This window comes from Collinsella aerofaciens (assembly GCF_015553355.1).
Classification (GTDB): domain Bacteria; phylum Actinomycetota; class Coriobacteriia; order Coriobacteriales; family Coriobacteriaceae; genus Collinsella; species Collinsella aerofaciens_V.
The window spans coordinates 1-18,727 of sequence record NZ_JADNGN010000037.1 but is presented as its reverse complement, the minus strand read 5'-3'; the positions used below and the strand labels follow the sequence as shown (position 1 = coordinate 18,727).

The window sequence follows — 18,727 nt, the reverse complement described above, 5'->3', positions numbered from 1 at the left end:
GGCCGCAGGATCATTTCCTGCGGCCCCGCCTGGCATGTGCGCGGATATGTCCGCCAATCCGCGGCTATCGGTGTCTGCCGTTACGCGATGGTTGCGCTGTAAGAGGCGACGTCCTCGTAGGAATCGGTCAGGTAGGCGTCGATGCCGATGGTCGTGTTAACCAGGTCGTCAAGACTGTCAAGCTCGCCGCTCGAGAACGTGAATTCCTCGGTGGCGCTGGTGCCGGGCATCAGGTTAGCCGAGAACCAGGGTTCCTTCATGGTGCCGTTGACGTTGGTCTTGCCGGAAGGAGCGTAGAAGGTCAGGTCCTTGTCGCTCTTGTTGGTGATGTTGACGACAAAGCCGATGTCGCCCCAGTCGTCCTTGAATTTCTCGGTGATGGTGATGGTGCACAGATCGTCATCGGCGACGGTGACGGCGGGGGAGATTTCGACGCTCTGGACATCGTCGTCTTCGACGGCCTCATCGATCTCCTCTTCCTTCTCGGCGTTCTCGCGATCCTTCTTCACCGTACCGGACAGATCCTTGTCGGACTTGGTGAAGATGAGCTTGTCGCCGTCCACCTCCAGGACGAGCTTGTCGTCCTTGAGCTTCAGATCGTGCGACTCATCTTCGGCGGTGATCGTTACGGTGGTGGCGTCCTTGGCTTCCCATTTCAGGTCGGCGACCTCAAGGAACATATCGAGGACGCCTGTGCCGTCCTCGTCGAGGATCAGGACGCAGTTGAGGCCCCACTCCTTGAGCATATCCATGTACTCATCGGTGAGCTCTTCGCCATCCAAGGTTCCACCCGAGTACTGCCAGCTGCCGACGAAGTTGGCCTTGGGGTCCTTGCCGCCGCCGCTGCAGCCCGTCAGGGCAAAGGCGAGCGCCAGGACGCATGTCAGAAATGCGAGTACGGACTTTTTGAACGTTGTCTTCATGGTGTCCTCCTTCATCGAACGAAACCCATAGAAGCAAATGCGGGGGTGGCGGATCCCCCGCCAATTACCAGATAGAGGGGCTAGGGCCGGGGCGTTCCGCAGTTGCTGCAGAACTTGCCGCCGTTTTCGCTGCCGCAGTTGGGGCAGAACCACTTGGCCGGTGCGGGCGCGGGCGCGGGGCTGCCGCACTCGGAGCAGAACTTGCCGGTGTTGGTGGCGCCGCAGCTGCAGGTCCATGTGCCGGCCGCAGGTGCGGCGGGAGCCGGTGCGGGAGCGGGTGCCGGAGCCGGCTGCGGGGCGGCCTGCTGCTGCGCCTGGCCGGCGGCGAACAGCTGGCTGGCGTTCATACCGCCCATGCCGCCTGCCATGCCCATGCCCATAAAGCCCGCCATCGCGCCGTTGGGGTTGGCGGCTGCCGCGCGCATTGCGTCGCTCTGGGCGCTGGCAATGTTGGCTGCCGCCATAGTGGGATCGCGCATGACCGCGGCTTTCTGCAGGTCCTTGATCATCTGCTCGTCCTCTTGCGAGGCGGCGATGGAGTTGACGCCAAAGCTCACGATCTCGACGCCACGCAGGTCACGCCAGTCGGCAGAGAGGACCTCGTTGAGCGCACGGGCGAGCTCGGTGGTGTGGCCGGGGATGGCGCTGTAGCGGATGCCCATCTCCGAAATCTTGGCAAAGGCGGGCTGCAGGGCGGTGAGCAGCTCGGACTTAAGCTGGCTGTCGATCTTGTCGCGCGTATAGCTATCGGTCACGTTGCCGCACACGTTGGTGTAGAACAGCAGCGGGTTGGTGATGCGATACGAATACTCGCCGTTGCAGCGCACGGAGATGTCGACGTCCAGGCCAATGTTGTTATCGACCACGCGGAAGGGCACGGGCGAGGCGGTGCCGTACTTGTTGCCGATGATCTCCTTGGTGTTGATGAAGTAGACGCGCTGGTCCTTGCCCGCGTCGCCGCCAAAGGTAAAGCGGCTGCCGATATTGGCGAAGGTCTCCTTGATGGAGTCGCCCAGGTTGCCGCTAAAGACGCTCGGCTCGCTGCCGGTATCGAAGACGAACTCACCGGGCTCCAGCGCGACTTCGATGATCTTGCCGTTTTGCACCACGAGCATGCCCTGGCCGTCGTTGACGGCGATGACCGAGCCGTTGGAGATGACGTTGTCCTCGCCGCGCGTGTTGGAGCTGCGGCCACCGGTGCGTTTGCTGCCCTTGCAGGCCAAGACGTCAGCAGGCATCGATTCGCAATAGATAAATTCCTTCCACTGGTCGGCCATGACGCCGCCGGCAGCTCCCAATCCAGCTTTCAAGAGTCCCATGGTAATCTTCCTTTCTCGTCAAAGGCCGGGTGGTATTGGTTGGATTGCTTAGTCGTCCTTGTCGTCTTTCATGACAACGGTGGTCTCGGTGTGGCTGAAGGTGTCGTGCTTCTCGGTCAGGTCGAGCTCGCCGCAGTACTCGTCGGCGTGGGTGGCCTCGTTGGCCGTCTTGAGCTGGCCTACCAGTAGCACGTCTCCGATAATCACGATGATCAGCGGCGCGATGACGTTGATGAGGATGCCCTCGATATCAAAGGTGAGGTAATCCGGATCGAAGGCGTATTCCCCCATAAAGAGAATCTGGGAGAGGATAAATCCGATCACGAAGAACAGCACCGAGGCGATGGCGAGCTTGGGCTTGGAGCAGGGGAGCTCGCCGACCAAGCGGCCGGTCTGGCCGTTCATGGCAAACAGGTAGCTCTTGCCGTTCCACGAGGTGGAGAGCATCCAGACGGGGAACAGGGCGTAGTCGCTGTCTTCCCAGGTGTAGTCGAGCTGCTTGCTTTCGACCGTGGCATCGTCGTATTCGTCGACGACGGTCTCGCGCAGGGCCGAGATTGTGCTTTCTTCCATACGGCGTTCGGCGCGCGCCTTGCAGGTCTCGCAGTCCTCGTCGTAACGGTTGGCGATGTAGCCGGGCATATATGCGACCGAGAACGGGCGCAGCGCGTCGTAGTCAAACGGCTCGATGGCATCCATGTGGCCGTCGGGCATCTTGGACGATCCGTCGACGGGCACGCGCTTAAACGAGATATTGCCCTTGCGATAGGCATCGTAGTGGTCGGTGGTCGTGACGGTGCGGTCGGATTCCTCGGTCACGGTCTCGTTGGTCGCGTCAAAGTACACTTCGCCGTCAACGCGGGCGCCGTAGAGCCAAAACGGCACGTAGACACCTTGGACCTCGTCGATGTGGTTGCCGGTGACAAAGCTCTTGGGCAGCAAGATCTTGCCCTTGTAGTGTTCCTTGAGTGCGGCCGTGACGTCATCGCGCCCGAGCTTAAACGGAATTACTAGGTCGGGCGAGAAGTCGCCCGAGAGCTGGCCGGGCGCCACGGCGGAGTTGCCGCAGTACGGGCAGGTGGTGACGGCGACGGTGCCGTCGGACACGAGCTCGGCGCCGCACGACGAGCAGATGTAGCCGGCGTTTTGGGCGAGCTCCTGCACCGCGTCGTCGGCGACGGGCTTGGGCGTTGCGGCTGCCGCACCGGCTTTGGCGTCGGCCTTGTCCTGGCGCTCGCGATAGAGAGCCTCGACTTCTTCGACTTCAAAGCGCGAGTCACAGTAGTCGCAGACGAGCTTTTGCTCGGCACTGGCAAAGTGAAGGGGGCCGCCACACGCGGGGCATTGATAGTTGACGCTCTCGAAGGCCATGATCGGTCCTTTCGCTGCCGGAGGCTATGCGCCGATGGCGCCGCCGCAGTATTCGCAGCGCCCACTGGCATCGGGAATGGTGGTGGCTCCGCAGAAGGGGCAGGTCACCGCGGTCTTGGGGGCCTTGGCGGCCACGACGCTGTCGCGCGTCTCCTGGCGCAGCTGCACCAGTGCGTCGCGAACCTCGGTTGCCTGGCGCTTGGCCTCGCGGTATTCGATGGAGCCGCGCTGATCGATGGTGGAGTCGTTCACGCGCAGGTTGATCTCGGTAAAGTACGGCGTGTTGACGTGGATGGTCAGATTAAAGTCGTAATCCAGGTCGTAGCGCGGCGGGTTGTAGCTCTCGCGCTCGCCGTCCTCGGTCTCGCGATAGATCTCGGTGCGTTGCTCGTCGATATCCATATCGCAGCCGAGTACCTGCGAGAACTCGATGATGTCGGGATTGGCGTCGCGCCAGCGGCTCTGCGAGGTGATGATCAGCAGGCCCGCGTCCTCATCGAGCATAATATTGGTGCGCCCGGCAGAAAGCGTGCGCGTGGGGTTGAACGAAGACAGGCGCTCGGCGTTGGCTTCGCGGTAGGCGAGTTGCTCACGGATATCGTCCGCGGTGCTGGAGCGATAGCCGTGAAAGTAGGGGGAGAGCTTGCCGGCGCACTCTTTGCACAGGTAGCCTTCATTGATTTTTGTCTTACCTAGAAGTCCCAGCTCGGTACCGCAAATCGCGCACTCTTTCTTCTCGAACATCTTGTCAAAGAAGCCCATGGCTGCCTCCCATCAACTGGTAGCGTGTGTCACTTTTGATGATGGGGGAGTGCGCGATCCTTCGCGATACCCAGACGGCTCAAGGAGTCTCCACAACTGGGACACATGGCCCATTTTTTGACTAGTCGTTGGGGACGTTCTCAAACGACTAGTCGCGGGGGGACACTCTTCGGTCACTCATTGGGGACGTACTTAAATGAGTGGTAGTATGAGTGGTAGTTGGAGACACTCCTGGCCGAGCTAGAGGTCGCGCGCGTCCCTTCTGGTCCATGCGGCTCAAAATCGCGGCGTGATGTGGACGGCTGGGGTCAAATTTGCAGCATTTCGAGCTCGGCTTCGATATTGAGACTGGTTCTTTATGAAAATAGATTTCCAGACAATTGAGCGGCTGGGGGGTTAACCATGAGGGGCATGGGAGACACAACCGCATATTTGCGTCGGGGCATCCGGGAGATTATATGCCTGGCGCTGTTCTTCTTCACGTTTTTGGCGTGCGAGTATCTCTTTGATGTGCGCATGGCCGAGTTCGTGCCATCGAGTGAGGTCGTCATCTACGAGAGCATCGTTGTCGGCGCGAGCGTGATTGGCTTTTTCGTGCGCCCATTTCTGTACTATCGCCTTCCCCAGACAATCGATGCGACGAGCGATATTACAGGCGTGCTGTTGGTATCGGCGTTGCTGCTGATGATTACGGCAGTGCGGTTTGAGGTAGTAATTGCCGGCGGCCTGGTGGCGTGCTGCGCCCTGGGCTATTGCGGATCGACCGCCCATGCCAATCTTGCGCGGCGTTTTGCGCAGACGCCCTGCCTGGCGCGCGCCGCCGCACTTTCCTATGCCATGGGCGTTCTGGTACAGGTGATCAACCACATGGTGATGCCTGTCGGCATTCCTCAGCAGGCTGTTCTGGTCGTCTGTGCGATCGCGCAGGTGGCGTAGCTCCACGGTGCCCGACGCGCCAAGCTGCGCGACGAGTCCGATCCCAGCTTTGAACCCAGTGTTGCCGGGCTTTCGGTAGATGCTTTGGAATATGGCGCCAAGTGGCAAGACGATCCCGAGGCAAAGGCGGCATTCCGTCGTGCCGTAGTTCGCCTGACCGTGGCGACGGCGTATCTTTCCGGCGTATTCGCCGCTCTCAACGCGGGCTTCACGACCTTGCATGCTGTCGGAGCCGTCGATTTGGGCGATTGGCCGCGCCTGCTGCTTGTCGTGAGCTCGTTGGCCGCTGGCGCACTATTTGACCTGCACGGCCGTTCGTATATGAATATCGGCATGACATGCGCCGCCATACTGTCCACGCTTTCGTTCTTTGTGCTCATCGTCGATGGCAATGGCGGCAACGAGCTTGCTGCCACGATCATCTTTTATCTGGGCTCGGGCTTTTTCGTGGTGTTCTTTACCACAAAATATGCCGCCGTCTCGCTCTATGCGCGCTGGTCATATTTTTGGCCGTGCATGGGTCGCGTCGTCAACAACGTGTGCTCGATGTTCGTGACGGCGCCGGCAGTGGCGATTATCTCGAGTCAAAATGTGCTGGCTGCGGTCGGTGCAGCGCTCGTGATGTTTGTGGGCATTGCGATTACGCTGCTGGGGCAGTTGGGGCAACGAGCCGATGATGCCGTGATGCAGGATGGCCTGCCGCTTGCCACCGACGATCTTGGTGGGGATCTTGCGCCCACATGCCCCGACCCCGAGCCCGTGGAGGCGGCGGAGCTCACGTCCGATGAACGCCTCGATGCTTTCGTCGCCACCTTTGGGCTTACAGAGCGCGAGCACGATATTCTTGAGGTCTTGGTCGTTTCGGACCAGAGCGTTCAGGACATCGCCACAACGCTTTTCCTTTCGCGCTCCACGCTCTATCGTCACATTTCCTCGATCAACAAAAAGACCGGCACCGCCTCGCGCGTGGCCCTCATCAACTTCTTCTGGTCCTGGACACCCAAGGACTAGCTAATCTCCCAATAAGTTGCGGTGGAATAGTCCCTAAATTAAAGTCACGGGGCTTTAAACAGGAACTATTTCACCGCAACTGCTGGGGGGATAGACTGCGGCGGCGGCAGAGGCAACGGCAGCGGCGTTGGCAGCTGTGGTAGTGGCAACGGCAGCTGGCAGGGTGTTTTCCGTCTACTTGCTACAGCAGCTCGCCGTGGCGGGCAATGTAGCGGCGCTTTGCCAGCTGGGTGAGCGCGATATAGGCGGTAACGATGCCAATGAGCAGCCCAAAAAAGCTCGTGGGCAGCGGCATGAGGCCGAGCGCATCGGCGATGGGGCTTGCCGACAGCCAGGTGACGAGCGCCAGGCCCAGCACGGTAAGAACGCACAATGCGGGCGCGGCGTGGTCGCGCGGGCTCGGCAGATGCGGGGAGCGCAACATGTGGACCACGAGTGTCTGCGACCACATGGACTCGACAAACCAGCCGCTCTGGAAGAGCGCAGCAAAGGTCGCCATACCCGCGACGTCGCCCGCGGCGGCAAGCTCGGACCAGCTTGCGTCCACGGCGGCGGGGCACACGACAAAGAAGAGCGCGGCGAAGGTCACGATGTCAAACAGCGAGCTCACGGGGCCCAGCTCGAGCATAAAGCCCTTGATGGACGCAGCGTCCCAGGCACGCGGACGGGCGGTCCAGGCGTCATCGACGGTGTCCCACGGCAGTGCGATACACACGATCTCGTAGACGAGCGACAGCAGTACCAGCTGCAGGGCGCTCATGGGCAAAAACGGCAAGAACAGGCTCGCGACGGTCACGGACAGCACATTGCCAAAGTTGGAGCTCACCGTGGTCTTGAGGTACTTGAGCAGGTTGCCGTAAGTGCGGCGGCCTTCGATGATGCCGCGCTCGAGCACGCCCAGGTCCTTCTGAAGCAAGATGATATCGGCGGATTCCTTGGCAATATCGACGGCCGAATCGACCGAGATGCCGCAATCGCTCGCACGCATGGCGGCGGCGTCGTTGATGCCGTCGCCCATAAAGCCCACGGTGTGGCCGAGCATCTCGCGCATGACACGTACCAGGCGCGCCTTCTGCAGCGGCGAGAGCTTGGCGAAGAGGTGGGTTTTCTCGGCGCGCTCGGCAAGTTCGGCGTCATCGAGCGTATCGATCTCGGAGCCGAGCAAGACGTTGCTCGCATCGATACCAATCTGCTCGCAGACGGTGGCGGCGACGCGGTCGTTGTCGCCGGTTAGGACCTTGACCGCCACGCCCTTGGCCTCGAGGGTGGCGACGGCGCCCGCGGCACTTGCTTTGGGCGGATCGAGGAAGGCCAAAAAGCCCATCAGCACCATGTCGCACTCGTCGGCGATGCCAAACTCGCCCACGCAGCGCGGATTGGTCTTCTGCGCCACGGCAATTACGCGTAGGCCCTCGGCGTTAAGTCCGGCGATCTGCTTGCGAATCTGGGCGAGCTTCTCGTCGGTGAGCGGCTGAGCGATGCCATCGATCTCGACAAAGGAGCAGATCTCGAGCATTTCCTCGGCAGCGCCCTTGGTAACCATCTGGGTTTTGCCTTGGGCGTCGGCGACAACTACGCTCAGGCGACGGCGCGAGAAATCGAAGGGAACCTCGTCGACCTTGGTATAGCAGTCGCGCAGACTCTGGCCCAGCATAGAATCGGGCACGACGGTCGAGGGCGTCACATCGGCACGGTCGATTACGGCCAGGTCGATAAGATTTTTGAGGCCGGTTTGGAAGAAGCTATTCAAAAATGCATGGCGCAGCACGCGTGCGTCTTCGTTGCCGTCGGTGCTGAGATAGCGCTCGAGCACGATGCGGTCTTCGGTGAGGGTGCCGGTCTTGTCGCAGCACAGGACGTCCATCGCGCCGAGGTTTTGAATCGCCGGCAGCTCCTTGACGATTACTTGGCGGCGGGCGAGGTCCTTGGCGCCCTGCGACAGGCTCGTGGTCACGATGACGGGAAGCATCTGCGGCGTGATGCCCACGGCCACGCTCGTGGTGAACAGCAGCGCGTCGATGGCGTTGCCCTTGGTGGCGGCGTTGATGGCAAAGACGGCCGGCGCCATAACGAGCATGAGGCGTACGAGCAACATGGAGACGCTCGAGACGCCGCGGTCAAACGCGCTCTTCTCGCCGCGCCCGTTGAGCATCTTGGCGATGCCACCCAGGTAAGTATCCGAACCGGTGGCAACGACAAGCGCAATGGCGGTGCCGTTTTGCACGGAGGTGCCGGTAAAGACGATGTTCTTGCAGGCAGAGAGTGGCAGCGCGGAGCCGTCGGCACTCTCGACGACGGTGATGGCGGTGGTCTTCTCGACGGCCTCGCTCTCGCCAGTGAGTGCGGACTCGATCACAAACAGGTCGCGCGCGGTGATGACGCGGGCATCGGCCGGCACCATATCTCCGGCAGAGAGGCGGATCACATCACCGGGGACGAGCTCGTCGAAGGGGATCTCGACGCGCTCGCCGTCGCGCAGGGCGGTGCAAGTGTTGGAGACCAGGTCCTTGAGGGCCTCGGCCGCATTGCCGCTGCGGGCTTCTTGGATAAACTTCATACCGCCCGATACCAGCAACATGATGCCGATGACGATGACCGTGGAGGGGTCGCGCTGCGGCTCGGGCACGGCGAGCACGTCGATGTAGAGCGAGACCAGCGCGAGCGCGGCGAGGATGCCGGCGAAGGGGTCGACAAAGGCGTCGGCGATACGGCGGGCGAGCGTTTTGGTCGGTGCCTCGATGGTGTTGGGGCCGGAGGCGTCCAGACGCTCGGTTGCCTGCTTGGCGGTGAGGCCGTTTGCCGTGGCATCGAGCAGAACGAGGGCGTCCTCGGCACTATGGGTGGCGGCGAATATGGTGTTCTTAGACAGGCCGGTATGAGCGGCAGGGCGCGCCGTACGGCGGCGCTTGGAGATAGCTTCGAGTACCGTGGCGGTTTTGAGCATCAGCATAGGGTCCTCCTTGTTGAAGGGAGTTAGCGTACGTGTCGTATTTGCTTCAAAAAACCTAGATGTCGCTCACGTCAAGCTCACGAGCCACCACAAAGGGGACAGGCACCTTTGTGGTGGTTTTGACGATCGGTTGGTGGCGCTTATGCGAATACGGAATCCTCGCGGCGTGCCGAGGGCGACATGCAGGTTTTTCGACTAGGACTGCCTTCCATGGCACACCTCCTTAAGGCCGGGCGCAGCGCGCTTTGGGTATCTCGTACCCGTTTCAATCCGCCCGTATTCTTGATGAGGGGGTTTGAAATGTCAACCCCCATTGTTCGGAAAACCATTCCCCCTGACAAAGCCTTTACAGAACGCCGCGGCCTCAAAGCGCGCCCGCATCGACGCTTCGCCTGCGCTAAACTGGAAGGCACGTACGCGATTACGAGAGGAGCCCGCATGGAGGCTTACAAGCAAGAGTTCATCAAGTTCATGGTCGAGTCCGACGTTCTTAAGTTCGGCAGCTTTACGCTCAAGAGCGGCCGCCAGTCCCCGTTCTTTATGAACGCCGGCGCTTATGTGACGGGCTATCAGCTCAAGAAGCTGGGCGAGTATTACGCCCAGGCCATCCACGATAACTTTGGCGACGACTTTGACGTCCTGTTTGGGCCGGCCTACAAGGGTATTCCGCTGGCTGTCGTGACCGCCATTGCCTACCACGAGCTGTACGGCAAGGAGGTTAAGTACTGCTGCGACCGTAAGGAGGCCAAGGACCACGGTGCCGATAAGGGCAACCTGCTGGGTTATGAGCCCAAGGACGGCGACCGTGTGGTCATGGTCGAGGACGTTACCACCAGCGGCAAGTCCATCGACGAGACCTATCCCAAGGTCAAGGCTGCTGCCGATGTCGAGATCAAGGGCCTGATCGTGTCCCTCAACCGCATGGAGGTCGGCAAGGGCGGTGTGACCACCGCGCAGAAGGAGATCGAGGCCAAGTACGGTTTCCCCGTCGCGAGCATCGTCTCCATGGCCGAGGTCGTCGAGACCCTCTACAACCACGAGATCGACGGCAAGGTTGTCATCGACGACGAGCTCAAGACCGCCATCGACGCCTACTACGAGCAGTACGGAGCACGTTAGTTACGGCGTTTTACCAAACGCCGTAACTGCTCGACGCTGCGCGGGCCGCATTTGGACAATCTGACGTTCAACTTCAAGGGCGCGACCAGAAGGCCAGCGCCCTTTCGTTTCACGTCACCTTGTCTCAAATGCGACCCGCTCGCTGTCCGTTCTCTACCTGCGGCGTCGTCTTGCTCCGAATGCGGCCCGTGTCTGCCGTTGCCAAGGCATCGGCGTTGCCGGACTAGTCATTGGGGACGTTCAAAAATGACTACTCAGGAACGAGCGTGGATAATCTCCCGTTTTTGGCCTGTGTGCGGGCTCAAAGTGGGAGATTATCCACGCTCGCTTTAATTTGCCTGGGCTGCGATGCCTATCTAATCGGCTCGGCGTCTTCCCTGAGAATCGAAAGATACTCTTCATACCCGTACTGCCGGTATCTCTGTCTTGACTCGTCGAGCGGACGGAGGATACCCAATTCTTCAAATGATTTGACGAGCGAGCTCGCGGTACTCCTGCCGATATCGAGTTGGGCAGCGATGAATGCGGTGTCGACGATGGGGTGCTCTTCAAGAATGCCCAACAGCCTTTGCCCGTTTGCAGCAGTCCTTCCGAGATTTTCGGTAATGGTTGCTGTGGAACGGTTATGGAGGTCAACAAGGTTTTTTAAAGACCCTACCGAGTCCTTCGCACTCTCGAGAAGACTGTTGCAGAAAAACTCTATCCATTCCTCGTAAGTGCCTCTCTCCCTTACGGATGTGAGTTGCCGGTAGTACTCGCTTCGGTTTTTCTTGAACTGGAACGATGGATAGAACAAGCAAGAATGAAGAACGCCATCATTGATGAGCATAAGTGTAATGAGAAGCCTGCCCAGGCGACCGTTTCCGTCTAGGAATGGATGGGCAGTTTCAAATTGGTAATGGACGAGCGCCGCCCGCACAATCGGATCCATTTCGACTTGAGGCTCATTGATAAAGCGTTCGAGGTCCTGGAGCGTGTTACTCAAATCTTCAATGTTTGGAGGGACAAACGATGCGGTTGCAATGGTGCAGCCTGAGGGGCCAATCCAGTTTTGTGAGGAGCGCAGCTCGCCTGGATTCTTCTCCGTTCCGCGCACTCCGTCCAGCAGGACCGCATGAACTTGCCTAAGAAGTCTCGTGCACAAGGGCATCTTTTTGAGCAGTTCTACGCCGCGGTCGACAGCACGGACGTAATTCACGACGTCTGCGACATCTTTATGATGGAGTTGTGTTTGCGATGGACTAAGTAGGTCGTCAAACGTGCACTGGGTTCCCTCAATTTGCGAAGAAAGGAGTGCTTCTTTGCGCACGTACATTGTCAGATACATGTCGGCGTTGGGAACAAAGTAGAGCATGCCTTCAAGCTCTCCAAGCTTTCGTGAGCATGCGGAAAGCGTGCGATAGGTTTCCTCGGTGAGGTTTAGCTGCCTCAATGATTGCAAGGGCGTTGGAAAAAACGAATAGTAAGCCAATTTCCCCGATAGATTATTGCGGAGCGTTCCCTGGCCGTTCTCCTCGATTTGCATCGCGCCCTCCATATCTTTAGTGCCGGAAACTCGTTATTAGGCTAATCATATCAATTCTAATAACGAGTTTAAGGATTAAATAGTTATTAGAATTGATGTAAACAATCTAATGATAAAAAGTCGTTATTACTTGACCATGGAGCTTGGCTTGGTACAAGGGGGTCATCCAAAATGAACGTGGATAATCTCCCGTTTTTGGCTCGGTGACGGCCTCAAAGTCAAAGTGGGAGATTATCCACGCTCGTTAGTTAAGCGTCCGAAAATCCACACTCGCCAAACCTACCAAAAAGGGACGGGTTTATTTTGGCACGTTTCGGTCGGTATCAGGAAGTGTCAGGGACGGGGCGGCGGCAGGACTCGAGAGCGAAAAGAAGTATCGGGTTTGGTGCGCCCGCTTCTGCCCGTCCCGTGCGCAGACGATACTCGGCTTATCGACCCGCGATGCAAAGGAGATGCTCGTCCCGCGAGCACTACCGGGAAGGGCTCGCGATTCGAGTCCCCACCTTAGCATTTGAACCATTTGGCACTATAATCACCATAGGCATGCGCATAACGTTGCGCTTAATCAAGAGGAGAAAACGTATGGGTCTGTTTGACATGTTTAAGAAGAAGGCTGAGCCTGCCGCTGCTGCAGCTCCCGCTTCCATCTCTGCTTCTGCCGGCGCCGACGTGCTGTGCTCGCCCGTCAAGGGCAAGGTCATCAAGATGGCCGACGTGCCCGATCCCGTCTTTGGTGGCGAGGTTCTGGGCAAGGGCTGCGCCGTGTGGCCCGAGGACGACCTGGTCTACGCTCCCTGCGACGGCAAGGTGACCGTCACCATGGGTCACGCCGTGGGTCTGCAGTCCGATAGCGGCATCGAGGTTCTGGTGCACGTTGGCGTCGATACTGTCAACATGAACGGCGATGGCTTCGAGGGCTTCGTCAAGGCCGACGACGTTGTGAAGGCCGGCCAGCCCATACTCAAGATCGACCGTGCCAAGATCGCCGCTGCTGGTTATAAGGACTGCGTCGTGGTGGCCGTGTCCAACACCGCCGAGTTTGCCGACGTCGAGCTCACCGTTGAGGCAGAGTCCGCCGTCGCCGCCGGTGACGCCATCGTTAAGGTCGTCCGCAAGTAAACTGCGGCATCCAAAGGATGTGCAAGGGTGGTCGGGTTTTCCGGCCACCTTTTTTATTGCATCGCGGGGAAGCGTTTTATTGCACGTTGGGCGGGCTTGCAAACCGTTCGGACGCTAAAACGAACCGACCGCGCCTTCGCGTTGCCGAGGGTGTTCATAAGTGGATAGTATGGGCTTACTTATTACAACGTGTGCCGCGTCCGGGAAGCGCGGTGCCGCTCATTGGGAGGAACAACATGAAAAAGAAGCTGCTGCTTGCGCCCCTCATGGCCGTCTTGGTTGCATGCGTGGTCGTACTTTCCGGCTGTGGAGGTCCTTCGGTTGAGGAGCTCATCACCGAGGATCTTACGACACAGTTTGACGAGGTCAAGAACGGTGGCGACGACTTCCTCTCTGGTCTGGAGGAGGCTTCGGGCGACGAGTTCGAGCAGCTGGGTATCGATCCCAAGGAGTACGCCAAGACCTATCTCGAGGGCTTTGACTACAAGATCGGCGACGTGACGGTCGACGAGGACAAGGGTGTCGCGACCGCCGAGGTCTCTATCACCTGCAAGTCTATGAACAAGATCGTCGAGGACTTCTCCACCCAGTATCAGGAGAAGGTCGCTGCGCTTGATACGGTTCCTTCCGATGACGAGCTGTACAAGATGGCCGGTCAGGTCATGGTCGATGTGACCAAGGCCACCGAGCCCAGGAAGACCACGGTCATCTTCAAGTACACCTGCAACGACGACGGCGAGTGGTCTGCCGACGACTCCGTCAACTCCGAGATGATGGATGCAATGTTGAGCTAGGGGGTTACGCGGTAGTTCGTTACGGCGTTTTACCAAACGCCGCAACTGCTCGACGCTGCGCGGGCACCAGAGCGACAACTTGTCATTCAAAGAGGACGGTATGACCAGAAGGTCTATGCCGTCCTCTTTTCATGCCAATTTGTTCGCTCTGGTGTCCGCTCGCTGTCCGTCCTCTACCTGCGGCGTTGCCATCGCTGAAGTAGTCATTGGGAAGGCGGCGGCTGGGGACGTTCCTTTTCTGCCGGTAGTTGGGGACACTCCTTGTGCCAGCGTTGCATCGAGTGCTTGGGAAGATGCGACCCGGTTTTTGGCCGAATAGTGGGTCGCATTTTCCGGATGGGGTGGGTTGCGGAAAGTGCGACCCGGAATATTGCTCTGAAACGGGATGCGGTTTCCCTGATGCGCCTCAAACGGAAAGCGCATCCCATTCCGGAGCTCCAAAACGGGATGCGCTTTCCGCGCGGAAGAATTGTCGCAGCTGCGTTAAGCAGTGTCGCTCGTTACTCGCCCAGGATTAGCGCTGCGAGCTCGCCCTGGGTGTCCACCACGTAGTCGGCGCCGGCGGCTTCCAGCTCTGCGCGGCCGCGGAAACCCCAGCTGACGCCCGCACTCTTAAGGCCGGCGTTGTGGCCGGTCAGGATATCGACATTGGAATCGCCTACGTAGAGCGTGGTCGCCGGGTCGGCGCCTAGCTCTTCCATCACATGCAGCGTGACGGGTGCTTCGGGCTTGGGCGGAAACGCATCGACACGGCCCTGCACCAGCGCAAAGCGCTCGGAACCAAAATACTTTTCGATAAGCGGAGCCGCCGAGACGTGGTCCTTGTTAGTGAGCACGGCAAGCTGAACGCCCGCGGCGCGCAAGCGGTCGAGCATCTCGATCGTGCCGGCATAGGGAGCGGTGTGGTCTTCCTTGTGCTCGCCGTAGTAAGCCCTAAACTCGGCAAGCGTCTGCTCAAACATGCGGCCGTCGCCTGCGTACTCGGCGGGCATAAAGCGCTCAACCAGCTTGAGCATGCCGTTTCCCACCTTGTAGCGGTACTCGTCAACGGCAAACGTGGGCCAGCCGTGCGCCTCGCAGGTATGGTTGCCGGCGGCCGCCAGGTCCTCGAGCGTGTTGAGAATGGTGCCGTCCAGGTCAAAGATCACATGGGAAAAAGCTGCTGCCATGGGTGCTCCTGCCGCTTGAGTTGTAAAACGCACCCCATGATACTGGGCATGCGTGCCGGGCATGTTTGGAATCTGAATATCTTTAATAGCCCTGAGCCTTTGTCGTTAGCAAATTCTCGGCAGCTGCTCTCCTACGAGCATGTCGAGGATGCGGGTCGAGCCCCAGCCGGTGCGCACGCGCACGGCGGGATGGGCGCCCTCGGCAAGTGGCAGCACGCGGCCGATGATGGCGGCATTCTCGCCGTAGCGGGCGGCGCGCATGGCGCTCAGCGCGGCATCGGCTTGCTCGGCCGGCACGACGGCAACCATCTTGCCCTCGTTTGCCACCTGCAGCACATCGTAGCCGAGCATCTCGCAGGCTGCCTGCACGTCGGGGCGCACGGGCACGGCATCCTCGTCGACCTCCATGGCAACATTGCTGGCCTGGGCAAACTCGTTGAGTGTGGACGCCAAGCCACCGCGCGTGGGGTCGCGGAAGCAGCGTGTGTCGGGTGCTGCGGAAAGCACATCGGCAATCAGGTGGTTGAGCGGCGCGGCGTCGCTTTCGATGGTGCTCGAAAACGCCAGACCCTCGCGTTGGCTCATGATAGCGATGCCGTGGTCGCCCAGTGTACCCGAGACCAGGATGACATCGCCGGGCTGGCAGTTTGCGCCGCTGAGCGCCACGCCCGCAGGCACCTCGCCCACGCCGGCGGTATTGATATAGACGCCGTCGGCCCCGCCGCGCTCGACCACCTTGGTGTCGCCCGTGATCATGGACACGCCCGCCTCGTGCGCCGTCTCGGCCATCGTCTGCACAATCTGGCGGAGCCTATCCATGGGATAGCCCTCTTCGAGGATAAAGCCGCACGACAGGTAGCGCACGTTGGCACCCGAGGTCGCGACGTCGTTGACGGTTCCGCACACGGCGAGGCGGCCGATGTTGCCACCGGGGAAGAACTGCGGCGAGACTACAAAGCTGTCGGTCGACATGGCGATGCGCCCGCTCGCGGGCAGCGCGGCGACGCCGGCATCGTTGCCTTCGAGCAGCTCGGGCGACCCAAAGGCATCCAAAAAGACCTCATCGATGATGCGCTTCATCATCTGTCCGCCGGAGCCGTGGCCCAGCAGGACGGTGCTATCGGTAACGCTATGGGACATATCGAAAACTCCAATCGTGGGTGGAATTATATGGGTGAGGCGCAGCGTCGACTGGTCCGCCGTTCGTTAGAACGGCGGAACCTATTAGCCTCGGTAGCGGAAATATGCTGCGCAGCTGCCCTCGGAGCTCACCATGCAGGGGCCGACGGGATGCTCGGGCGTACAAGCGTGGCCGAACAGGGGGCAGTCGCTCGGCGTAATGGCCCCGCGCAGCACGTCGCCGCAGCGGCACCCGCGTGGCTCGACCGTCGGCTCGATGGACACGTCAAAGCGCATGCTGGCATCAAAGTGCGAAAACTCGGGACGAATGGCGAGTCCCGAAGCCGCAATCAGCCCCAGCCCGCGCCATGTGGTATCGCACGGCTCAAACACCTGCTCGACCAGCTGGCGCGCCACGGGATTGCCGTCTGCGTTGACGCCACGGCGGTAGGCGTTGTCAATCGCTGGCCTGTCCTCGACAACCATCTGGACCAGCACGCAGATGCCCTGCAGGATATCGACCGGTTCAAATCCCGTGACCACGCCCGGGGTATTGAATTCGTCGACCAAAAAGCTAAAGGGCGCCAAGCCCGTGATGGTGGCGACGTGGCCCGGCAGGATAAAGCCGTCGATGGTGGTCTCGGGGTCGTTGGCGATGGCGCGCAACGCCGGCGGCGTGGCCTTGTGGGCGCAATAGACCGAGAAGTTTAAAAGCCCGCGCGCCTCGGCCTCCAAGATGGCGGCGGCGATGGTGGGCGTCGTAGTCTCAAAGCCCACGCCCATAAAAATGACCGGGCGATCAGGGTTTTGCTCGGCAATGTCGAGCGCGTCGAGCGGGGAATAGACGATGCGAATGTCACGCCCCGCCGCCTTTTGCGCAGCGAGCGAGGTGGATGATCCGGGCACGCGCATCATGTCGCCAAAGGTGGTGATGATGGCGCCGTCTATGTTGGCGAGCGCGATTGCGTGGTCGATGTCGCGGTTGGCGGTGACGCAGACGGGGCAGCCCGGGCCGCTCAGCAGCTTGAGCCCGGCCGGCATAATGGAGCGAAAGCCATAGCGCCCGATGCTCACGGTATGCGTGCCGCAGACTTCCATAAGGTTGATGGTGCGGTCGCCGACAAGCTCATGAATGCGCTCGATGAGCTCGCGAGCCAGCTTGGGATCGCGGAATGCCGAGAAATCGATACCGGAGCGCGCCGGCTGCTCGGGCGCCACTAGTAAGCCTCCGCCGGGTTGGTGGTCAGCTGGTCTTCTTCGACCAGCTCGGACATGGCATTAACAAGCTCGAGCGTTTCCTGTGCTTCCTGCTCGTCGACAATCTGGATGCCAAAGCCGGCGTGTACGAGAATATAGTCGCCAACCTGCGCCGTCGGCACGAGTCGCAGCGACACGGGGCGCTCGATGCCCATCATGTCGACGGTGGCCTTGAGGTCGTCGTCGCGTTTGACTACTTTACCGGGAACGGCAAGGCACATATTGTTCCCCTTTTATACGCTTTGCGCTGGATAGGCGCTTGATAATCCATCAGTTGATGGTAGCGCTCACGGGGTTTGCGGGCAAACGCGTTACGCCTGTGAGACGGCTGGGCACAGCGGCGTGCGAGGGTGAGCTACTGCGATGCAATCTGCGCAAGACGAGCGCTTGCGACTGCCGCCTGACCGTAGGCGATGCAGCCGTCGTTAACGGGCACGGTTTGGGGAATCAAGACAGTGAGACCCATGCTTTTGAGCTCGCGGGTGAGGAGCTGGAGCAAAAGTCGGTTCATGAACACGCCGCCCGAGAGCGCGACGGTATCGATGCCTTCGCGCGCGCAGATTTCGCTGGCGATACGCGCCGAGGAGCGCGCGACGGCGACATGGAAGTCGAGTGCGAGCCTGTCGGCGGGCGCTCCGGCTTCAATTCCTCCCAAAAGTGCCTCAAAGAGTGCTTTCTGGTCCAGAACATAGGGGCCGTCCAGCCACGATGGGCCAGATGCGAAATAGCCGGCGTTGTCGTCGGGAAAATGGGCGATTTCGTTGTCGAGCGCGCGCCAGGCGGCGGCTTCGAGTTCTATGGCGGGTTCGCCCTCGTAGGTTGCCTTGTCGCAGATGCCCAGAATTGCTGCCGCGGCATCAAAGAGACGCCCCATGCTGCTGGTACGCGGGCTGTTGATGCCGCGCTCGATCATGGTGGCTGTCACGCTGCGCGTTTGCTCGTCGAGGCTGTCCAAAAGCCGAGCGGCGCCTGGGTGCTCGAGCAGGCCGAGCTCACTGAGCAGGGCAAAGGCGTTGCGGCGGGCGTCGCGCACGGAGGCCGCCCCGCCGGGGAGCGCCCAGGTGCGCAAATGCGCGGCGCGCTCAAAGCCGCCAAGGCTGGCAACAAGAAACTCGCCGCCCCAAATGGTCCCATCGGTGCCGGCGCCGGTGCCGTCAAAGGCGATGCCAAGGACGTGCGCGTCGGTTGTAAGCTGACCCGCGGCGATGGCCTCGGCCATTACGCTCGCGATATGCGCATGATGGTGCTGCACCTCGACGAGCGGCAGATTACATTTGGCTCTGTTAGACCAGGATTGACATTCCGCCCCGTCATCTTCTTGCGATTGCACAATGGTCGCCCCTTGTCGAATCT

The 18,727-nt window shown here is 60.3% G+C and carries 16 protein-coding genes; 5 read left to right on the top strand and 11 right to left on the bottom strand.

Annotated elements, in window-relative coordinates; genetic code table 11:
• Positions 1-80 precede the first annotated feature (80 nt).
• The 4 genes from I2D57_RS08585 to I2D57_RS08570 all read right to left on the bottom strand — a co-directional run bounded on the left by I2D57_RS08585 (position 81) and on the right by I2D57_RS08570 (position 4,375).
• Positions 81-923 carry a hypothetical protein gene (locus I2D57_RS08585; RefSeq protein ID WP_195362168.1) on the bottom strand — a complete coding sequence of 281 codons (843 nt, stop codon included), beginning with the start codon at positions 921-923 and terminating at the stop codon, positions 81-83.
• An 80-nt stretch (positions 924-1,003) separates the two neighbouring features.
• Complete coding sequence (locus tag I2D57_RS08580; RefSeq protein ID WP_118405236.1) at positions 1,004-2,242, bottom strand: SPFH domain-containing protein; 1,239 nt, start codon at positions 2,240-2,242, stop codon at positions 1,004-1,006.
• Positions 2,243-2,290: 48 nt separating this feature from the next.
• A complete protein-coding gene (locus tag I2D57_RS08575) occupies positions 2,291-3,613 on the bottom strand; it encodes a hypothetical protein (protein WP_195362167.1) in 1,323 nt (440 codons plus the stop codon).
• Positions 3,614-3,637: 24 nt separating this feature from the next.
• A complete protein-coding gene (locus I2D57_RS08570; RefSeq protein WP_195362166.1) occupies positions 3,638-4,375 on the bottom strand; it encodes a DUF4428 domain-containing protein in 738 nt (245 codons plus the stop codon).
• 411 nt (positions 4,376-4,786) lie between these two features.
• Here I2D57_RS08570 and I2D57_RS08565 point away from each other — a divergent pair, with 411 nt between their 5' ends.
• Both I2D57_RS08565 and I2D57_RS08560 read left to right on the top strand, forming a co-directional pair.
• Positions 4,787-5,311, top strand: coding sequence for a hypothetical protein (locus I2D57_RS08565; protein ID WP_195362165.1), 525 nt, complete (start codon positions 4,787-4,789; stop codon positions 5,309-5,311).
• 84 nt (positions 5,312-5,395) lie between these two features.
• Positions 5,396-6,322 (top strand): helix-turn-helix transcriptional regulator, encoded by a 927-nt coding sequence (locus I2D57_RS08560; RefSeq protein ID WP_195362164.1) that lies wholly within the window; start codon positions 5,396-5,398, stop codon positions 6,320-6,322.
• Positions 6,323-6,503: 181 nt separating this feature from the next.
• Here I2D57_RS08560 and mgtA read toward each other — a convergent pair whose 3' ends face one another.
• Complete coding sequence (mgtA, locus tag I2D57_RS08555; RefSeq protein ID WP_195362163.1) at positions 6,504-9,272, bottom strand: magnesium-translocating P-type ATPase; 2,769 nt, start codon at positions 9,270-9,272, stop codon at positions 6,504-6,506.
• A 438-nt stretch (positions 9,273-9,710) separates the two neighbouring features.
• Between mgtA and pyrE the strand changes: the two genes are divergently transcribed.
• Positions 9,711-10,391, top strand: a complete 681-nt coding sequence (pyrE, locus tag I2D57_RS08550) for an orotate phosphoribosyltransferase (RefSeq protein ID WP_148332521.1) — start codon at positions 9,711-9,713, stop codon at positions 10,389-10,391.
• A 352-nt stretch (positions 10,392-10,743) separates the two neighbouring features.
• Here the strand turns inward: pyrE and I2D57_RS08545 are convergent, their stop codons facing one another.
• Positions 10,744-11,916, bottom strand: a complete 1,173-nt coding sequence (locus tag I2D57_RS08545) for a Fic family protein (RefSeq protein WP_035136612.1) — start codon at positions 11,914-11,916, stop codon at positions 10,744-10,746.
• A gap of 582 nt (positions 11,917-12,498) precedes the next feature.
• Between I2D57_RS08545 and I2D57_RS08540 the strand changes: the two genes are divergently transcribed.
• The gene (locus tag I2D57_RS08540; RefSeq protein WP_035136613.1) at positions 12,499-13,035 is read left to right on the top strand and encodes a PTS sugar transporter subunit IIA; all 537 of its coding nucleotides are present in this window, start codon (positions 12,499-12,501) and stop codon (positions 13,033-13,035) included.
• A 236-nt stretch (positions 13,036-13,271) separates the two neighbouring features.
• Positions 13,272-13,829 (top strand): hypothetical protein, encoded by a 558-nt coding sequence (locus I2D57_RS08535; protein ID WP_035136614.1) that lies wholly within the window; start codon positions 13,272-13,274, stop codon positions 13,827-13,829.
• Between the two features lie 500 nt (positions 13,830-14,329).
• Here the strand turns inward: I2D57_RS08535 and I2D57_RS08530 are convergent, their stop codons facing one another.
• The 5 genes from I2D57_RS08530 to I2D57_RS08510 form a co-directional block, all read right to left on the bottom strand.
• Positions 14,330-14,998, bottom strand: coding sequence for an HAD family hydrolase (locus I2D57_RS08530; RefSeq protein ID WP_195362162.1), 669 nt, complete (start codon positions 14,996-14,998; stop codon positions 14,330-14,332).
• 105 nt (positions 14,999-15,103) lie between these two features.
• Positions 15,104-16,138, bottom strand: coding sequence for a hydrogenase expression/formation protein HypE (hypE, locus tag I2D57_RS08525; RefSeq protein ID WP_195362161.1), 1,035 nt, complete (start codon positions 16,136-16,138; stop codon positions 15,104-15,106).
• 84 nt (positions 16,139-16,222) lie between these two features.
• The gene (gene hypD / locus I2D57_RS08520) at positions 16,223-17,335 is read right to left on the bottom strand and encodes a hydrogenase formation protein HypD (protein WP_324249220.1); all 1,113 of its coding nucleotides are present in this window, start codon (positions 17,333-17,335) and stop codon (positions 16,223-16,225) included.
• Positions 17,335-17,595, bottom strand: a complete 261-nt coding sequence (locus I2D57_RS08515; RefSeq protein ID WP_055310039.1) for a HypC/HybG/HupF family hydrogenase formation chaperone — start codon at positions 17,593-17,595, stop codon at positions 17,335-17,337. The genes hypD and I2D57_RS08515 overlap by 1 nt, the downstream gene beginning before the upstream one ends.
• A gap of 134 nt (positions 17,596-17,729) precedes the next feature.
• A partial coding sequence (locus tag I2D57_RS08510; RefSeq protein WP_458795878.1) for a Kae1-like domain-containing protein occupies positions 17,730-18,727 on the bottom strand: 998 nt, incomplete at its 5' end.